At 43.3% G+C, this 15,102-nt stretch carries 16 protein-coding genes and 2 pseudogenes; all 18 read left to right on the top strand.

What is annotated here, in order from left to right:
* The first annotated feature begins 283 nt into the window (after nt 1–283).
* The 18 genes and pseudogenes from MNQ98_RS14350 to MNQ98_RS14270 all read left to right on the top strand — a co-directional run bounded on the left by MNQ98_RS14350 (nt 284) and on the right by MNQ98_RS14270 (nt 15,048).
* Nucleotides 284–1,252 carry a TraB/GumN family protein gene (locus tag MNQ98_RS14350; RefSeq protein WP_241933771.1) on the top strand — a complete coding sequence of 323 codons (969 nt, stop codon included), beginning with the start codon at nt 284–286 and terminating at the stop codon, nt 1,250–1,252.
* 382 nt (nt 1,253–1,634) lie between these two features.
* Nucleotides 1,635–1,844 (top strand): ATP-binding protein, encoded by a 210-nt coding sequence (locus MNQ98_RS14345; RefSeq protein ID WP_241933770.1) that lies wholly within the window; start codon nt 1,635–1,637, stop codon nt 1,842–1,844.
* 262 nt (nt 1,845–2,106) lie between these two features.
* Nucleotides 2,107–2,270, top strand: a pseudogene (locus MNQ98_RS14340) (ethanolamine ammonia-lyase reactivating factor EutA); the annotation flags it as partial.
* 136 nt (nt 2,271–2,406) lie between these two features.
* On the top strand, nt 2,407–2,817 hold the full coding sequence (locus MNQ98_RS14335) for a cupin domain-containing protein (RefSeq protein WP_420540594.1): 411 nt from the start codon (nt 2,407–2,409) through the stop codon (nt 2,815–2,817).
* A gap of 29 nt (nt 2,818–2,846) precedes the next feature.
* A pseudogene (locus tag MNQ98_RS29890) lies at nt 2,847–2,957 on the top strand (RHS repeat-associated core domain-containing protein); the annotation flags it as partial.
* A gap of 905 nt (nt 2,958–3,862) precedes the next feature.
* Nucleotides 3,863–5,185, top strand: coding sequence for a UDP-N-acetylmuramoyl-L-alanine--D-glutamate ligase (gene murD, locus MNQ98_RS14330; RefSeq protein WP_241933768.1), 1,323 nt, complete (start codon nt 3,863–3,865; stop codon nt 5,183–5,185).
* Between the two features lie 162 nt (nt 5,186–5,347).
* A complete protein-coding gene (locus MNQ98_RS14325; RefSeq protein ID WP_241933767.1) occupies nt 5,348–5,797 on the top strand; it encodes an NUDIX domain-containing protein in 450 nt (149 codons plus the stop codon).
* A gap of 108 nt (nt 5,798–5,905) precedes the next feature.
* A complete protein-coding gene (locus tag MNQ98_RS14320; RefSeq protein WP_241933766.1) occupies nt 5,906–6,541 on the top strand; it encodes a DUF3885 domain-containing protein in 636 nt (211 codons plus the stop codon).
* Nucleotides 6,542–6,893: 352 nt separating this feature from the next.
* Nucleotides 6,894–7,175, top strand: coding sequence for a site-specific integrase (locus tag MNQ98_RS14315; RefSeq protein WP_241933765.1), 282 nt, complete (start codon nt 6,894–6,896; stop codon nt 7,173–7,175).
* A gap of 363 nt (nt 7,176–7,538) precedes the next feature.
* A complete protein-coding gene (locus tag MNQ98_RS14310) occupies nt 7,539–8,021 on the top strand; it encodes an NUDIX hydrolase (protein ID WP_241933764.1) in 483 nt (160 codons plus the stop codon).
* 209 nt (nt 8,022–8,230) lie between these two features.
* A complete protein-coding gene (locus MNQ98_RS14305) occupies nt 8,231–9,145 on the top strand; it encodes a poly(ethylene terephthalate) hydrolase family protein (RefSeq protein ID WP_241933763.1) in 915 nt (304 codons plus the stop codon).
* A gap of 255 nt (nt 9,146–9,400) precedes the next feature.
* On the top strand, nt 9,401–9,889 hold the full coding sequence (locus tag MNQ98_RS14300) for a YfbM family protein (RefSeq protein ID WP_241933762.1): 489 nt from the start codon (nt 9,401–9,403) through the stop codon (nt 9,887–9,889).
* A 480-nt stretch (nt 9,890–10,369) separates the two neighbouring features.
* Nucleotides 10,370–10,933, top strand: a complete 564-nt coding sequence (locus tag MNQ98_RS14295) for a hypothetical protein (RefSeq protein WP_241933761.1) — start codon at nt 10,370–10,372, stop codon at nt 10,931–10,933.
* Between the two features lie 21 nt (nt 10,934–10,954).
* On the top strand, nt 10,955–11,362 hold the full coding sequence (locus MNQ98_RS14290; RefSeq protein WP_241933760.1) for an SMI1/KNR4 family protein: 408 nt from the start codon (nt 10,955–10,957) through the stop codon (nt 11,360–11,362).
* A gap of 163 nt (nt 11,363–11,525) precedes the next feature.
* Nucleotides 11,526–12,086, top strand: a complete 561-nt coding sequence (locus MNQ98_RS14285) for a DUF4303 domain-containing protein (RefSeq protein WP_241933759.1) — start codon at nt 11,526–11,528, stop codon at nt 12,084–12,086.
* A 51-nt stretch (nt 12,087–12,137) separates the two neighbouring features.
* Nucleotides 12,138–12,752, top strand: a complete 615-nt coding sequence (locus MNQ98_RS14280; protein WP_241933758.1) for a hypothetical protein — start codon at nt 12,138–12,140, stop codon at nt 12,750–12,752.
* 39 nt (nt 12,753–12,791) lie between these two features.
* Entirely contained in the window at nt 12,792–13,814 is a 1,023-nt protein-coding gene (locus tag MNQ98_RS14275; protein ID WP_241933757.1) for a hypothetical protein, read from the top strand.
* A 28-nt stretch (nt 13,815–13,842) separates the two neighbouring features.
* On the top strand, nt 13,843–15,048 hold the full coding sequence (locus MNQ98_RS14270) for a hypothetical protein (RefSeq protein ID WP_241933926.1): 1,206 nt from the start codon (nt 13,843–13,845) through the stop codon (nt 15,046–15,048).
* The last annotated feature ends 54 nt before the right edge of the window (nt 15,049–15,102 follow it).

Raw genomic sequence — 15,102 nt, 5'->3', positions numbered from 1 at the left:
ACCATTTCAAGCGCTTTTTTTGCATATTCAAAAATGGCGTTAACATCAAATAACGTCGTATTAACGATGATGGGCTGCCGCCCCTTGCCGATTGGAATCAGACTATGGATGTAAGAGAAATGGACCATAACACAATTCACAGAGAAGGGTCTACCCTATGAATGAAATTTTCATATAATTCTTGATTCTACCAGTTAGGAGGTGTGCATGTAAATACAGTATACTCTAACTATTGAAATCCTTATTTTAACTTTCATTAACATATTATAAGGGGTGATTCGATATGAAAAATTGGAGAAGAACGCTCTTATCGCTTATTCTTTCTGTAGGTATGCTCGCATTAGGGGCCTGTACTATGGATTCTCCACAGAAATCGGTATTGAAGGTAAATAACCAAGAAATCGAATATGCATCAAACGCGCCTATTATCGCCCAAGAAGGCGCTCGTGGCTTCATGTGGGAAGTGAAGCATAACGAGACTACGGTATATCTCGTAGGATCGGTACATGTTACGGACGACAACTTCTACCCCCTGCATTCAAAATATGAGAAAGCTTTTGCAGAAGCAGATTATTTGGGTGTTGAAGTTGATGTTACCAAAGTGCCTGATGAAGAGCAGCAGAAGATGGTTGTGGATATGATGACGTATAAGGATGGCACTACACTAAAGGAACATGTATCCAAAGAAACATATGCGAAAGTAGAAGACTTTTTGATGAAGAACGGTTTAAAGCCTAACGCATATGATACGTTTAAGCCTTGGAAAGTAGAAATGACTATTTTAAATATGGCAATAAAGGCTGGCTACAACACAGAAGACGGAGTTGACCTGTATTTTCTTCAGAAAGCTCTTGAACGCAAGATACCAATAATAGAACTAGAATCGAGTGAATTCCAAATGGGGGTGCTTGCAGGCTTCTCTAAGGAGCTGCAGGAGAAGAAACTCAATACTACGCTAGACAGTTACAAATCTGACGTCATCAATGATGAAGTGGACGAGTTGATGGATATGTGGAAGAAAGGTGATGACCAAACGCTGCTCAAAATGACTAACGACATGGCAAGTGATTCAGAATACCAAAAGGCAATGCAAATTGATCGTAATATCAGAATGGCTGATAAGATTGAAGGTTACCTGAAAAACAATAAGGAAGAAGAGTATTTCGTCGTGGTTGGTGCTCTACACTATCCGGGTGAGTATGGGATCATTAAACAGCTGCAGGATAAAGGCTATACCGTCGTTCATAAATAAATGGCTTATCAATCATGAGTGCTTGGGGTTTACTTTTTTAGTTCTTATCCAAAAATAACATATAAAAAAGGCAATTCAAGATAAAAGTAAGATATCATAAAGCAATAGGATCATAAACACTTTGATATCAAACACATCTTCTTGTGTCGAAACTGATTTATTCTTTAACCAATACAGAGTAGACTATATAAAGTATGAAAAGTGGCGTAACGGAAAAGCAAGGTGTCGAGGGACAAGAAGATGGTCCGATTACCGATTAGATAAGTATTTAACTGCTTTGTTTTCTTCATTAATCTAACGGGCAGGTCAGTATATTTTCTGACCATGACCAAGTATCTTCTTGGGCAAAATAAGCTGTCGAGCACGGAAATGGGCTGGGACAATGAAGGATATGCATAAAGATTCACATTTAAAAATTACTTTCGATATTCAGGTTAATGAATTGTTGCAAAATTGTTTTGAACATGTTTTTCAAGATTGTGAGCATGGACACATCGTTATTTCTATGAGTTCCAACAACGGCTTTTGCACGATTGGAGTAATAGATGATGGCAAAGGATTTAACGTTGAAGAATGTTCACAAAAAGTTTAGGTTTATCTATTGTAAATAGCTATGTAGAGGATAAACTAAAAGGGAGCATGCAATTTGAATCTACAGCGTGTGGAACAACAGTTTCATTCACGTTTAAAATGTAATAGAGGACTACAAAGGCGTAGTCTTACTAAAGCAAAGAAGCTTAAGGTTATAGCATTCCTACTTGATAGGAAGCGGTATAACCTTAGGCTTCTTTGTGTCTATTCTCTGGTATGGGAGATGAGGAAATGGAGAAGAATTGTTAAGTGTAGGAATAGATATGGGGAACATCAACAACACAACTTGTCCTATCCAAACTTTATATCCAGAATATGGCGTCATCGTTTTCCGTTCCGCGTATTGTGATTACGGAGAAAGAAGTCATATACCGTAGTGAAATTTGTTTCACACCTCCTTTTAGCCGAGAACAGAATCGATGTTCAAAAGTGTATCACAGCTGTAATGGTTGCTATGCTCATTGCAAGTAAAATGGTTCCAAAAAACTGCACCTAAGAAGTAGAGGAGGATACCCATGAGTATCGATAAAAAGATGATTGAAGAGATGGTTCGTAAAATAATCATGGAAAAAGTAGGGGCTGATGCTATTGAACAGAACGTTCATAGAGGTCCTGGAGGGATTACTTCTGTTAAAGTGCCAAATATGAAAGTAACAGAAGAGGATCGTCTCGATACAGGCAACCCTAATGATATCGTCTATTGTAAAGATCTTTTTTCGCTAAAGGAAAGTCCAAGACTTGGCTGCGGTATCATGGAGATGAAAGAAACAACCTTTGACTGGACACTTAACTATGATGAAATTGATTATGTGATTGAGGGACATCTGGATGTTATCATTGATGGTACAAAGGTGTCAGCTGGTCCAGGAGAAGTGATCCTGATTCCAAAAGGAAGTAAGATTCAATTTTCTGTGCCAGAATATGCACGATTTATCTATGTAACATATCCGGCTAACTGGGCAGAACAAGCGTAACATTCTAATTTCTACTTGCGGCGGAAAAGCGGTTTATATCGGAGGATACGTATGAAGGGGAACTGACGAACCCGCTGAGTTTGAATCGGTATACGTATGTGCAGAATAATCCGCTGAAATATATTGACCCAAGTGGACATGCAGAATGTGGAGGGGCTACGAACTGCAATCCGAAACCCCAAACCACCGCAACAGTAATGTACGGTATACTCCGGGCTCCATGGTTTCAGAACCGGGGCTTTAGCGGTGCCCCGGTACCAATTTCGAGCGGACAAGCTGCCAGAATAATTCCCGACCGGCGGGCAGGATCTCCTGATACAACTAAATGACTATGGGTTTTTTTAAAAAAGATTATACGAAGGTGTCGGGTGACAAGAACATACATACATAAAAGTCGCGTAGTTGCGGCTTTTTTTGTTTTAACGATATATGTTCTGTCAAAAAGACAGGGTAACTATCTCATGAATAAATGATACAGACTAAGTAGTGGTGTTAAGCTAACGGGCAGTATAGTTACAAATAAAGGAAATGGTTTATGGAGAACGAATAGTATTTATTGAAAAGTTAAAAAGGAGTCGATATCTTATGATTCGAAAAGCTGAAAGATCAGATAAAGACCAAATATTCGATCTCTATAAAATGTTAGTACCAAACAGTAAGAAAAAGTTGTTCATCGGAGCTATCTAGGGCCGGCTCGCGTCTCATTCCGCCGCCAATGTAGGGGAACGATATATGTTCTTGTCATCCGACACTAACAGGTATCAGCAAACCAAATATGTTCTTGTCCTGCGACAGCGATCCATTACAATAAATGGGTCGTTTTTTTCATTTATAAAATGTGACACAGGTCTAATGACACAAAAGTGTACCCATTTCTGCGGACTCAGAATTTTACTAAAACAGAAATTATGGGCAGTTTCAGAAAAAGTAAAGGAAATTGCTACGTATGGAACAATCAAAAAGACTATCTGAAAGAACCATGAGAATTCCTATATCCAATATGTGGTATATTTGATTAAATGACATTTTCTAAGCGGAGGTGCTTATGAATCCTGCCTTTGACACCTATATCCAATCGCTGGCCGGTCGGGACGTGACCGTCATCGGAGCGGGCGTCAGCAATTCACCACTGATACGAATGCTGTGCTCGGCCGGGGCGCGAGTCATCGTGCTCGACCGCAATCCGGCTCTGCCTAGGGAGGAGTGGGACGATCTAGGCGTCGATGTGCGCCTAGGTGAGAATTATTTGGATCGCGTTGGGGGTGACGTGGTGTTCCGCACTCCGGGCATGCGTCCAGACCATCCGGCGCTGGACTCGGCCCGCGCTGGCGGTAGCCGTGTGACCAGTGAGATGGAGGAGTTCTTTGCGCTGTGTCCTTGTCCCATTTTTGGCGTGACCGGTTCGGACGGTAAGACCACCACCACGTCGCTGATAGCAGACATGCTGGCTGACGGAGGGCGTACGGTACATCTGGGTGGCAACATTGGCACGCCACTGCTGACGCGCGCGGGCGAGATGTCGCCGCTAGACGCGTGCGCGGTCGAACTGTCCAGCTTCCAACTGATGGACATGACGCGCTCTCCCCATGTGGCGGTGATTACCAACCTCTCGCCCAATCATCTCGACTGGCACCGCGATATGGATGAATACACTGCCGCAAAGCGTCGCCTGCTGGATTTTCAGAGTGCTGACGACTTTGCCGTCCTAAACGGTGATAACCCGGCGACCGCCGTACTGCGGGGGCGAGGAAAAACCAAGTATTTCGGCGGGCACACTATCCAGGATGGCGTAATCGACGGTCTATTACCCATCAGTGATATTCGATTGCCGGGATGGTATAACGTGGAAAACGTTATGGCTGCTATGACTGCTGTGCGGGGGACCGTATCGGATGAGGCAATCCTGGAGACGGTGCGCAACTTCGTCGGCGTGGAGCACCGAAATCAGTGGGTGGCAACTGTGGGCGGCGTGCAATATTACAACAATTCAATCGGCTCCAGCCCCGCCCGTACCGTCGCTACGCTGCTTGCGCATGTGGGCCGAGTGCTGCTGATCGCGGGAGGTCGAGATAAGAAAGTGCCGTTTGACGAGATGGCTAGGCTCCTGCCTGATCATGTCAAGGTGCTGCTGTTGATCGGAGAAGCGGCCAGTCAAATCGAGGCTGCGGCGCGCAGAGTGCCGAGTTTCCCGCCCATTGTCCGCTGCGAAGGCCTGGCCGAGGCAGTGGCGCAGGCGCACAAGCTGGCCGCACTGGGCGACACTGTGCTACTGAGTCCTGCATGCACTGCGTTTGACCAATACCGTAACTTTGAAGAGCGTGGGCATCACTTTGTAGAGCTGGTAGGATCGCTGCACCGGTCGGAGTGAAAGGATTTGAACAAGACACGTTTGCCGGGAAAAGTTGATTGCCCTGATGTATTTTCATTTATAGATGGTTCTTAACAGGAACTGATTGATTCATTATGTTAACGGGAAACTATAGTTGAGTAAAGAAATAACATTGTATCCAAAAGCTAAGGGGGAATCTCATTGAGTCAGCCAAAGCTTAGAGCCGAAGGAATAATCATTCGTAAGGACGGGTTAGCAATATTAGTTCAATGTGATAACGAAGAGTCGTTTTATCGCTTTCCTGGTGGGAGCATTGAATTTGAAGAAACCGCCGCAGAAGCTATTAAAAGAGAGTTGGTAGAAGAATTCGATATGCAAGCGGAAATTGGTGCGCTTGCATGCCTCAACGAGAGTATCGTTACGTATGACGGGAGAAAGAGGCATGATTGTACGATCCTGCATTGGTGTTCGATTGATGACACATACGTTTCGGATTCAATTGGGCATAAAGAGCATGCAGGCATTAAATTAACATGGCGTTCTTTGGAACAATTGAAACAAAGACCTCTATATCCCGAAGGGATACTGGATTTTATCAGTGAAAAAGTCGAATCAGTGGCTCATATCGTAATTAGAAAAAAGTACGATTGAGATCCATGGATTGAACTAACGGGGAACGATAGTTTAAGTGAGACTTGAAAACAGCTACCCGGTATGACGTTGTAAAAATAAAGTTACATCTAGAAGGGAATATCTGCAGTGAATATTTTAAAAGAAATGAAGGCTCATGATCCATACATTCGATTTGAATTAGGACTTGAGAATTTGATGGGGGAGGAGTATCGGCGCGAAAGTCTTCGGCGCGCGAGTGCCATTTATCGTTCAATCTTTAATCCTGAGGATGATGTGTTATTTATCCATCGCTCCAGCTACGGTAAGGATGAAAAACGAGTTAGTCAAATAAGGTTAAAGCGTTTTTTCAAAACAAAATTAAAGAAAGCGCAATTGCGTATTTTGCCATATGAATTTGATGAATCGGATGACGAACACTACACAAAAGAATGGAACGTTGAAGTCAAAGCGAAAGAAATCCGAATGCCATATGTACTTGAATGCATTGTAAATGACGACTTCATGCGTAAACCAATGCCCGGTGGACGGATTTACCTATACAACAAAACAAAAGACATTTTGTATCATATGTATGACGATCGCGGCTGTGATGTTTTCAGTTCCGACAAAGACACTCTTTTGCCTATTTACCATTTATACCGAAAATGGATTTTGGATTATAACCGATATGAAATTGACAGCCTATTCGCCGAAGGGCTCACCGGAATAGTTGAAACAGATCAAGAACGAAAGATTCGATGGGAATTTAACGAAAAAAAGTGACTGATTCCGGTATCAACCCTAGGCGAACTAACACTTGTCATATATCGCATCATTTCGAGATTCCGTCCATAAACGCCAGTAAGTTTGCAAAAGAAATCGCACTCACATCGTTCGAAATTCAGCAGATTTCCATAACGAATGACACAGTCACATTTAAAGCTACCAAAACGGAAGCCTTAGCTCTTATTGATTATCAAACGCATCTCATGAGTATGTACGGTAAAAAATATGGTACCTATACCGGATGGAGCCTTGAAAAATTAGTTTAATTAACGACTAGTTCAAATCAGAAAAATTAAATCCTTCCATTAGAAGCAAACTAGATTTAATAGCTCTAATAGGAGGTTTTGTTATGATCTTAAGTGAGTTGTGGCGACTGTATGAGACTGATAAACGTATCCAAGGATTTAGTCCGAGAACATTGAAAGCATACTCTCTCCAACACAAAATGCTGATGAAGGAACTCGGTGACCTGGATATAACCGAGATAACTTTAACTCTGCTGAAGGAGTACTTAGCGAAACAATCTAATCGGTTGAAGCCAAGTAGCCTAGGACACCGGAATCGCTTTGTTCGTACTGCGGACTCGGAATTTTACTCAAACAGAAATTATGGGCAGTTTCAGAAAAAGTAAAGGAAATTGCTACGTATGGAACAATCAAAAAGACTATCTGAAAGAACCATGAGAATTCCTATAAGCACACTTACAACGAAAGCTTGTAGGCCTTTACTATGACACAGATAAATGAGGTATCCCCCGCGCTAAGATCGGAAATGAACTTTAGAGAATTGTTGAACCTGAATATCGTAAAGCCTCTACTAGCTAGTAAACAAGAATTCCTTACCGCAGAGGAAGCTAAGCAACAATATGGATTAAAGGCTGATCTATCGTATGTAAAAGAATACTCTTGGATCGTTAAGCTAACGGGAAGTAGAATTCAATCTCGTGTAAAATATAGTGTGGAATAATTACCCATATAGATTTGGAGGAATGATCGTGGCGTGGCCAACTCATATTGTTGCTGTTAGCGGTATTGTGGAAAATGAACAAGGGCAAGTACTTTTGGTGAAGACTAGACATGGCGGTTGGGTGTGCCCAGGTGGACAAGTAGAAGTAGGTGAAAACTTAATGGATGCTTTGATTAGAGAGATAAAAGAGGAAAGCGGAATAGACGTGCTGGTCTCGCATTTATTTGGGGTCTTCTCGAATACAGGAGTTCATAAATGGTACGACGGTGTGACCGATGTTCCAACGAAAGTGATGTTGGACTTTGTCTGTAAGCCCGTTGGCGGGCATTTTTGTACATCCGAAGAGACATCGGATTGCCGTTGGGTTGAAAAGGATCAAGCACTTAATATGATTACAGCCCCAGCTATCCGTACACGTTATCAAGCTTATTTAGATTTCGATGGGAAAACACATTACATGGATTATGTTACTAAACCGAATTTTGAAGTGAAATTGAATAGAACCATTTAATCGTTAAACTAACGGTTAACTATATTCGAGTCTATTGTACTTACAGCAAATCGTATTTACTAAGCTATTCTCGGTCCCCCGTATCTACTTTTCAATCTAGCATCTTGTTTAATGAAACATAACTACATCTTTCACGTATATCCTTTAGTTTCATATTTTAACAGAGAAAACGATAGAGAAACCTATAGACTATCGTAGAGGTCACATGTATGTCGGTTTTGAAAAAAAGAAAGTGGATTTTATGGTTGTCAGCTTTAGTCCTTATCGTTGCAGTTCCAATAACAATTTTCATGCAAATAATCATTCATTCTAATGTACCAGAACTTGCAGAAGGAAGCATTGAGCAGCGGTATGCACAGCAAGGAAGCTATCATGTAAAGGTAGAAGAAGTTAAGAGTACGAGCGGTGAGGCTTTATTTAGAATATACTACCCAGCATTTCAAGGAGACGAATCCTATCCTATTATTTCTTGGGGGAATGGAACAGATGCCACGCCAGATCGTTATCATGAGCTCTTAACTCATCTTGCTAGCTGGGGATTCATTGTAATAGATTCCTATAGCAAGACAACAGGAACAGGCAAAGAAATTGTGGAGGCTATTGATTATTTGAAAAATGAAAACCAACTAGCAAACAGCTTGTTTTATCAAAAAATACAAATGGAACAAATTGGTGTAGCTGGACATTCTCAAGGGTCTACTGGGGTTATTAATGCTCATACCAACTATAAAAGTGGATTGTTGATTAAGACGGTTGTATCCATCGCTCTCCCAGATTTGAAGCATTGTGATCCAGAAGATGTGTACGATACAGCACGTATTACCGTTCCTTTCCTCATTATGGGCGGTACACGAGATTTTCTAATCTCACCGGTATCAACGAATCAATTAGCCTTGCATAGTACTAACGCAAGCACGCCTGTTATGATGGGGATGGCAAAAGGTGCAGCTCATACAGCGATTGAAGGTAATGGTGGCAATCATAGGGGTTACTTGACGGCTTGGATGAGATATCGGCTGTTTGATGATCAGGAAGCCATGAAGGCATTTCATGGGGATTCTTCCGAGATGTTGCATAATACAAATTGGGTGGACGTTATACAAGCAAATATGGATGATAATTAATTCGTTGATGTAGTTATTGAGCTAACGGGAAACACTAGTTCAAATCAGAAAGATTAAAACCTTCTATTAGAAGCAAACTAGATTTAGTAGCTCTAATAGTAAGATGGCTGCTGAACAATATCTTAGAGAATTAAAAATACTGTCAACAATCAAATAATTATTAAAAATAAAAACAACTCGGCTAAAGCGAGTTGTACTTTAATTGACCTACAATGAAAGAAAGTAATCACTAAAAATGGAAATAAGGCTGAAAACATGGGAATGCGTGGATATTACTTTGCCATGGATGACAGCCTGGTGCAGCAAATCGCAGCAGGCGAAATTGCATTGAAGAGTTTGAAAATAGACGATTATCCCGGACTGGACATTGATAGATCCTGGGAGGCGATTCACTACTTGCTTTGTGGAGATATTTCCGATGGAGAGCTCCCTCTTGGCTATGTTGTTCCGCTGACGTCAGACAAAGGCATCGATTTTGGCTCATTCGGGGCGTTTTCCTTACGCGCCGAACAAGTTGCAGAAGCGCTTCAGGCTATGTCTGAGCTGGATGAAGCGCAGCTCCGCTTGCGGTATGATTTCCCGGCCATGGTCAAGGACGAGGTATATCCTCTTGAGCCTGACACTGTTTCAGACGAGGATGAGGACGAGTTCTTTGCCTACATGCTTCAGCATTTTAACGAAATCCAGCGTTTCTACAGCCAAACTGTAGCCGAGGGCAAAGGTCTCATCTTCTATATTTTCTGATTCCAATAATTTGAATATCGCAAGCGGCAAAAAAAATCATTACTTAGGCTCATGGGATTCCTCACCTAACTTCATATTGTTGGACATAAGAAACGACCCCGAGCTTAGCTAAAGTTCGGGGTCGTGAAACTTTTATTTAATGGAGGCTTCATAAATGTCTTTAAATGGATTTGGAAAGCACCGCGTTGAACTCATCATCGGTTTGCCCGGCGGTGAGATCCTGCGATACCATATCATAAGTAGGGCGAGAATGTAGAAGATGTGGAATAGTTCAAAAGAGGGTGTCCCGAAGTCCTAAAATGACGGAGAGACACTCTCTTTTCTCATGAGGGAGTGAATCGTGTACATTTCCAGAATTCAGGTAAAAAGTAGGTGGATTCAGGACAAACGATCACTATAATGGAAATAAGATACATATTATTTAGGGCTACTATATTAGGTAATGAGCATAAAACAGCCTTAGTTTAAGGAGGTTCTCCTATGGGAAGATCATTCGCAAATTTGCATATCAAGTCGAAAAACTTTGAGAAGACTGTCGAAGCATTGAGAGCGCTAAGCGAAGGGCATTCCAAAGTACTAGGTAAAAATAAAGCTCAAGAGGCCAAAGTTGTCATGTATGTAAACAAAAGCAACGAGGACTGGATCAGCGTGCTCCACGATTATTTCGTATGGGGGACAGTGAAGAGGATCGGCAAAACGTTGTCCCAGCTTATTGAGGGGCCGGTGATGACCGCCGGATATATGAATGAGGAAATATTCGAGTTGTCGATTTTCGAGGATGGAGACATCCAGGCCGAAAGAATCTTTTGCGAACAGTGGACGAGGGATGAATATGAACTCAAAGAAGAACGTCTTAATGATGACTACCTGCGAGAAGCGTTGGATATCCGTAATGAGGATCTTGACGATTTTATAAGGATCACTATCCCAGAACAAGCCGTAGATAAGCTGTCGGAACTTGTAAGAATGTCTTTATGGAGTGATTCGGAGTGGATACCCCACGAAGAAGCTCTCAGAAATAGATTTGGGAAATATGAATTATAAAAGAGTGGCGGTGGACCAGGAATGGCTAAGGACGTATGGGAGAACATTCTAAGACATATTGAAACGATATCGCAACCGATTTATTCTACGGTAAACCCTCCAGCTACAGAGGAAGAAATAAACCTCTTGGAAAGCACATTATACGTCCAACTACCGAGTCATTTTCGCAACTATCTGTCTATATGGAACGGACAACAAGAGCAAGTACCTTTTATCGGTTACAACTCCTTTTTGTCTGTCCCGGATATCATCGAAACATGGTCCATGATGAATGATTTGTTCGAGGACGAAGAGCAGGTGGCGTGGATCGACGAAGATCGGATCAAGCCTCTGATTTGGAGCAAAAAATGGATTCCGTTTACCGATTATGAGGCATCCTCACGTCTGATACTGGATTTAGATCCGGGGAAAAACGGCATCTCTGGATAAATCTTTAAATATCACTCAGGTATGAGCTATCAAGAGGTGATTGCAAACTCATTTGAAGAGTTCTCGAACAAAATTTTAAAGAGGCTCCAGTCCAATCAATTTTCGTATACTGACGATGTCATTGAGTTTGAGGATTCCTATTTTGTTTGAGGGGGTAAAAGTTATGCAACCGACGCAAGAAATTGAGGCGCTGGCGGCAGAGATCGCTGGTGCAGCCAGGATGTCTTTTCGCACTCTTTTTGAAAATGGCGAGCGATTCTATTACTGCACACTATTTACTACTGAAGAGGGACATGCGCCAAGCATCTCCGCTTGGTCATGGGAGGCCTTGGAGAGGGAAGCGGTCAGGCAAGGAGACGAGAGCGACACGCCGGAATCAACGATTGCGGAACTCATCAAATGGTCCTATGCTGATTCTCCCTATTGTTGTTTCAAGGATGAGAACTTCGATGACGTTAAACAATTGTTTATGGAGCGTACTGCCATGGCGGGGCTTGAGGCTGACGAATGGAATCGCGAGTTTGAGTTGAGGCTGAAGGCCTTGGAGCAGGCGATGAAAATGCTCGATGATGAAGGCGTGTTTGCCTTAAATCAATCGCGAGAGTCGGTATGCGTCCTTGTCGAGGTTATGCCACCGGATGAAATCAATACCGAAATCGCCCTGCGTTTGAATCGGGCAGAGTCTCCGGCCATGCAAGCATGGCTGGCGGAAGCGGCGGAGTAAAAGTGCCACGATAGCGATGAATCCACTCTGACTTATTAGGCGGTGAAAAGAATGGATAGATTAAAACACAGCGGATTCTATAAACTTAAATTCTTTATAACACCAGAGGAATTTAAGGATGTTTTAAAACTTTTCGAGCAGAAACAAGCACAATTTAATCGTACTAATTATGCCCAGACAAAACATGACAAAAATCAGGTATATGAGGCTTATGAAACATTTTACCGGTATTTTACGAAGCAAGAAAAACCCGATTACCACCCTTTCTTTGTTTATTCTATTTCAATTACGATTGAGAATGAAAGCTCTGGATTTTTTGTAAGAAATGAAAGCGTCAGGTTTCCATATCTTCAACAGTGGGCGGAAGATGAATTGCCGTATATTATGCTATCATTACCGAAAGGTTTTCGAATTGATTTGGAGGATGAAAAAGGGAAGTACTATGTATTTGAGGATATTCGGGAACATCAGCCGTTAACGTATACGTTTTTTAACGAATTAGCGAACGATATCAAGAAAGTCACAAAGCTGCTTCGTTTTTTTGCATATGCGGTAGATGCATTGCAAGAGCAAAAGCCGCCTGTTCGCATAAGCAAAAATACGATGAATGATATGATGAACTCTTGGATTTTTAAGAAATATAAGCTTGTTATGACTAGCAACTAAATCACAGACTTCTGCTCGAGGGCAAATAGGAGGTTACGAATGCGCAAGAAATGGAAAAGGAAGATTCTGATCAATAATCCTGTTGCGCTGGACCGGGTACGGATCAAGCAGGATTTGCGCGACGGTAACCAAGTGATTGTTCAGTTCTCTCACCCGGATTTTTATGCCTCCATTTTGGAGGAAGTGGATGAGCTTTGCGCGCGTTTGGATGAAAACTTCGGAGTACGTTTCTACGGGCATTATTCCCTCTCGTTCGATGGTCGTACGCTCCTGAGGATTCCCCATGTCAAAATGCTGCATCTCAATAGTCTCGTCCAGGCACATAACACCGATACATTGGCCAGGCTGGAACACTTGCACAGTTTGAATCTGGGCATACATGAGCTGGAGAATTCGGATATTTTGGGAATAGACTCGCTGCGCTCTTTAAGAGATTTAGTCATTATCTCGGATAAAAAGATTCTCAACCTGCAATATTTTAAAGAGTTCTCTCATCTGGAACATTTGCATGTTGGGGGCAAGGTGAAAAATTTGGATGCGATAGGCTATCTGGAAGGTTTAAATTACCTCGCGCTACATTCGATTAGTAAATTACCGTTACATTTTATAAACCGATTGAAGAAGCTGAAGCATCTTCGCATTTTGCTTGGAGGGCGAGAGCATATTCAGGAAATCGAAGAGAATGAAATCGACGACTTGGAGATTTGTAGAATCCGGGGTTTTCATGACCTGAGCAATATTACGAAATTCCAAGCGTTGACGAGCCTTAAGATTGAGGACCAAGCCAGGCTGCGGGAATTCGCCTTTGATCATGGGATGGAGGCGATGGAGGAGATAACTATTTCAAATTGTAAAGGTTTGGCTCGTTTGTCGGGGATGGAGCGGTTGCCGTCGCTGCGCAAGCTCCGTATTTTCAAAACGGCTATCGATTTTGATTCCTTCATCGGGCAAAAGCTTCCGAGTCCATTGTCCGAATTGGAATTCGCAACCTCCAAAAGCAAAGTAGATCAAGAAATACAAGATTCCTTATTCAAGTTGGGTTTTCAAAAATGGAGCATCTAAATCAAAGGTAGAAGAAAGGATGACGGAAATGCCAATTCATAACCAAGCTCGCCCTCCTGCTTCTGTTAGAGAAGACGGTTGTTATCCCATTGACCTGACGGGTCCTCGCAGCCACACTCTTGTCATTCGGCCCGGTGTAGGGAGCCTATCTATCGGACCGTCGCAATTGGGGAAAAAGGCGGACCTTCACGTCGCGCCAGACGCGCGCATCGATTGGACCGTATTCGATGCCTTTGCTACGCCGGCGGGCTCGCCCTGGCCGCGATTTCTGTACTATTCAGGCAGTGATGCGGGCTTCTTGGATTGGGCGCAGACACGTCCCATTGAAGAGATGACGTGGGCTCCGATCCTGTCTGCCGATACGGTGGTGGACGCCAGCCAGTCCTTTTTACATGGCTTGCATATCGAGCTGGGCCAGTCCGGAGGGCGCCTGAGCTTGATGCTTCCAAAGAGACCTTTCCGCCTGAACGTGTCTGGCGATCTATCACGCTTCTCGGCCACTGGTGATATGCCGTCTTCTCTGACACTAGCGCCGCGCACCAGCCGACGCAAGAATGATCCTCCTTTCAAGCTGCCCGATATGGGTGAATTGTACCAGGTGACTAGCCTGACGCTGGAAAATACGCCGCTGGGACAGCCCATCTCGCTGGACTGTCTAGATCAGTTCCCCAACCTTGACTCACTGAGTTTGTGGGGGAACTTCTGTGACATGGACTTGTTGGCTCGTCATGCCCAGTTAACAAATCTGGAGCTGCGCTTCATGCCTGATTTAGAGGACTTGCCCCCCTTCGACACGTGGCCGCTGCTTGACAGATTTATCGCCTACAATGTGGAAGAGACCACGGGCAAGCGCTTAAGGCAGCAAATGAAAACACGCGCCAAAACCCGCCCGTGGGTCGGCCATGCTTCAGTGAGCCAATTGCGAAAGCCTGAGTGGTGGACAACCGAATTTGGCCGCCCGTTCGCGTCCTGGCCTAAACGTCTGGCCAAACTGGCTAACGAAGCTTACAACGTTGCACAGGCATCCTTGTCCCAGGCCCGCAGCCTTGCCGATGCCGAGGCAGCCATTACCGCTTTTACCGTGCGCTTCAATACCCTCAAAGGCATCGAAACCACCGAAAGAGAAGACCTTGGCGAAGCAGTATGGCAACTCAGCCAGTCCGATCACCTGATTGGCCAGCCTATAACGGAGGAGATGGCTCAATGCTGGTTCGATGCAGCTCGAGAATACTGATTAAAAGAGATTATGAACGGGCAGTGGGATCGGCAAATTACAAATGGGTAAAGG

This window comes from Paenibacillus sp. N3/727 (assembly GCF_022637315.1).
Taxonomy (GTDB): Bacteria; Bacillota; Bacilli; order Paenibacillales; family Paenibacillaceae; genus Paenibacillus_AQ; species Paenibacillus_AQ uliginis.
The sequence above is the reverse complement of the archived record's forward strand: the minus strand, read 5'-3'. Positions and strand labels throughout refer to the sequence as shown.

Bases quoted from the DNA above. Each gene is read 5' to 3' on its own strand.
- MNQ98_RS14275 (WP_241933757.1), top strand. From the start codon at position 12,792: ATGCGCAAGAAATGGAAAAGGAAGATTCTGATCAATAATCCTGTTGCG.
- MNQ98_RS14285 (WP_241933759.1), top strand. From the start codon at position 11,526: ATGCAACCGACGCAAGAAATTGAGGCGCTGGCGGCAGAGATCGCTGGT.
- MNQ98_RS14300 (WP_241933762.1), top strand. From the start codon at position 9,401: ATGGGAATGCGTGGATATTACTTTGCCATGGATGACAGCCTGGTGCAG.
- MNQ98_RS14280 (WP_241933758.1), top strand. From the start codon at position 12,138: ATGGATAGATTAAAACACAGCGGATTCTATAAACTTAAATTCTTTATA.
- MNQ98_RS14315 (WP_241933765.1), top strand. From the start codon at position 6,894: ATGATCTTAAGTGAGTTGTGGCGACTGTATGAGACTGATAAACGTATC.
- MNQ98_RS14345 (WP_241933770.1), top strand. From the start codon at position 1,635: ATGAAGGATATGCATAAAGATTCACATTTAAAAATTACTTTCGATATT.
- MNQ98_RS14305 (WP_241933763.1), top strand. From the start codon at position 8,231: ATGTCGGTTTTGAAAAAAAGAAAGTGGATTTTATGGTTGTCAGCTTTA.
- murD (WP_241933768.1), top strand. From the start codon at position 3,863: ATGAATCCTGCCTTTGACACCTATATCCAATCGCTGGCCGGTCGGGAC.
- MNQ98_RS14290 (WP_241933760.1), top strand. From the start codon at position 10,955: ATGGCTAAGGACGTATGGGAGAACATTCTAAGACATATTGAAACGATA.
- MNQ98_RS14270 (WP_241933926.1), top strand. From the start codon at position 13,843: ATGCCAATTCATAACCAAGCTCGCCCTCCTGCTTCTGTTAGAGAAGAC.
- MNQ98_RS14350 (WP_241933771.1), top strand. From the start codon at position 284: ATGAAAAATTGGAGAAGAACGCTCTTATCGCTTATTCTTTCTGTAGGT.
- MNQ98_RS14295 (WP_241933761.1), top strand. From the start codon at position 10,370: ATGGGAAGATCATTCGCAAATTTGCATATCAAGTCGAAAAACTTTGAG.
- MNQ98_RS14335 (WP_420540594.1), top strand. From the start codon at position 2,407: ATGGAAAAAGTAGGGGCTGATGCTATTGAACAGAACGTTCATAGAGGT.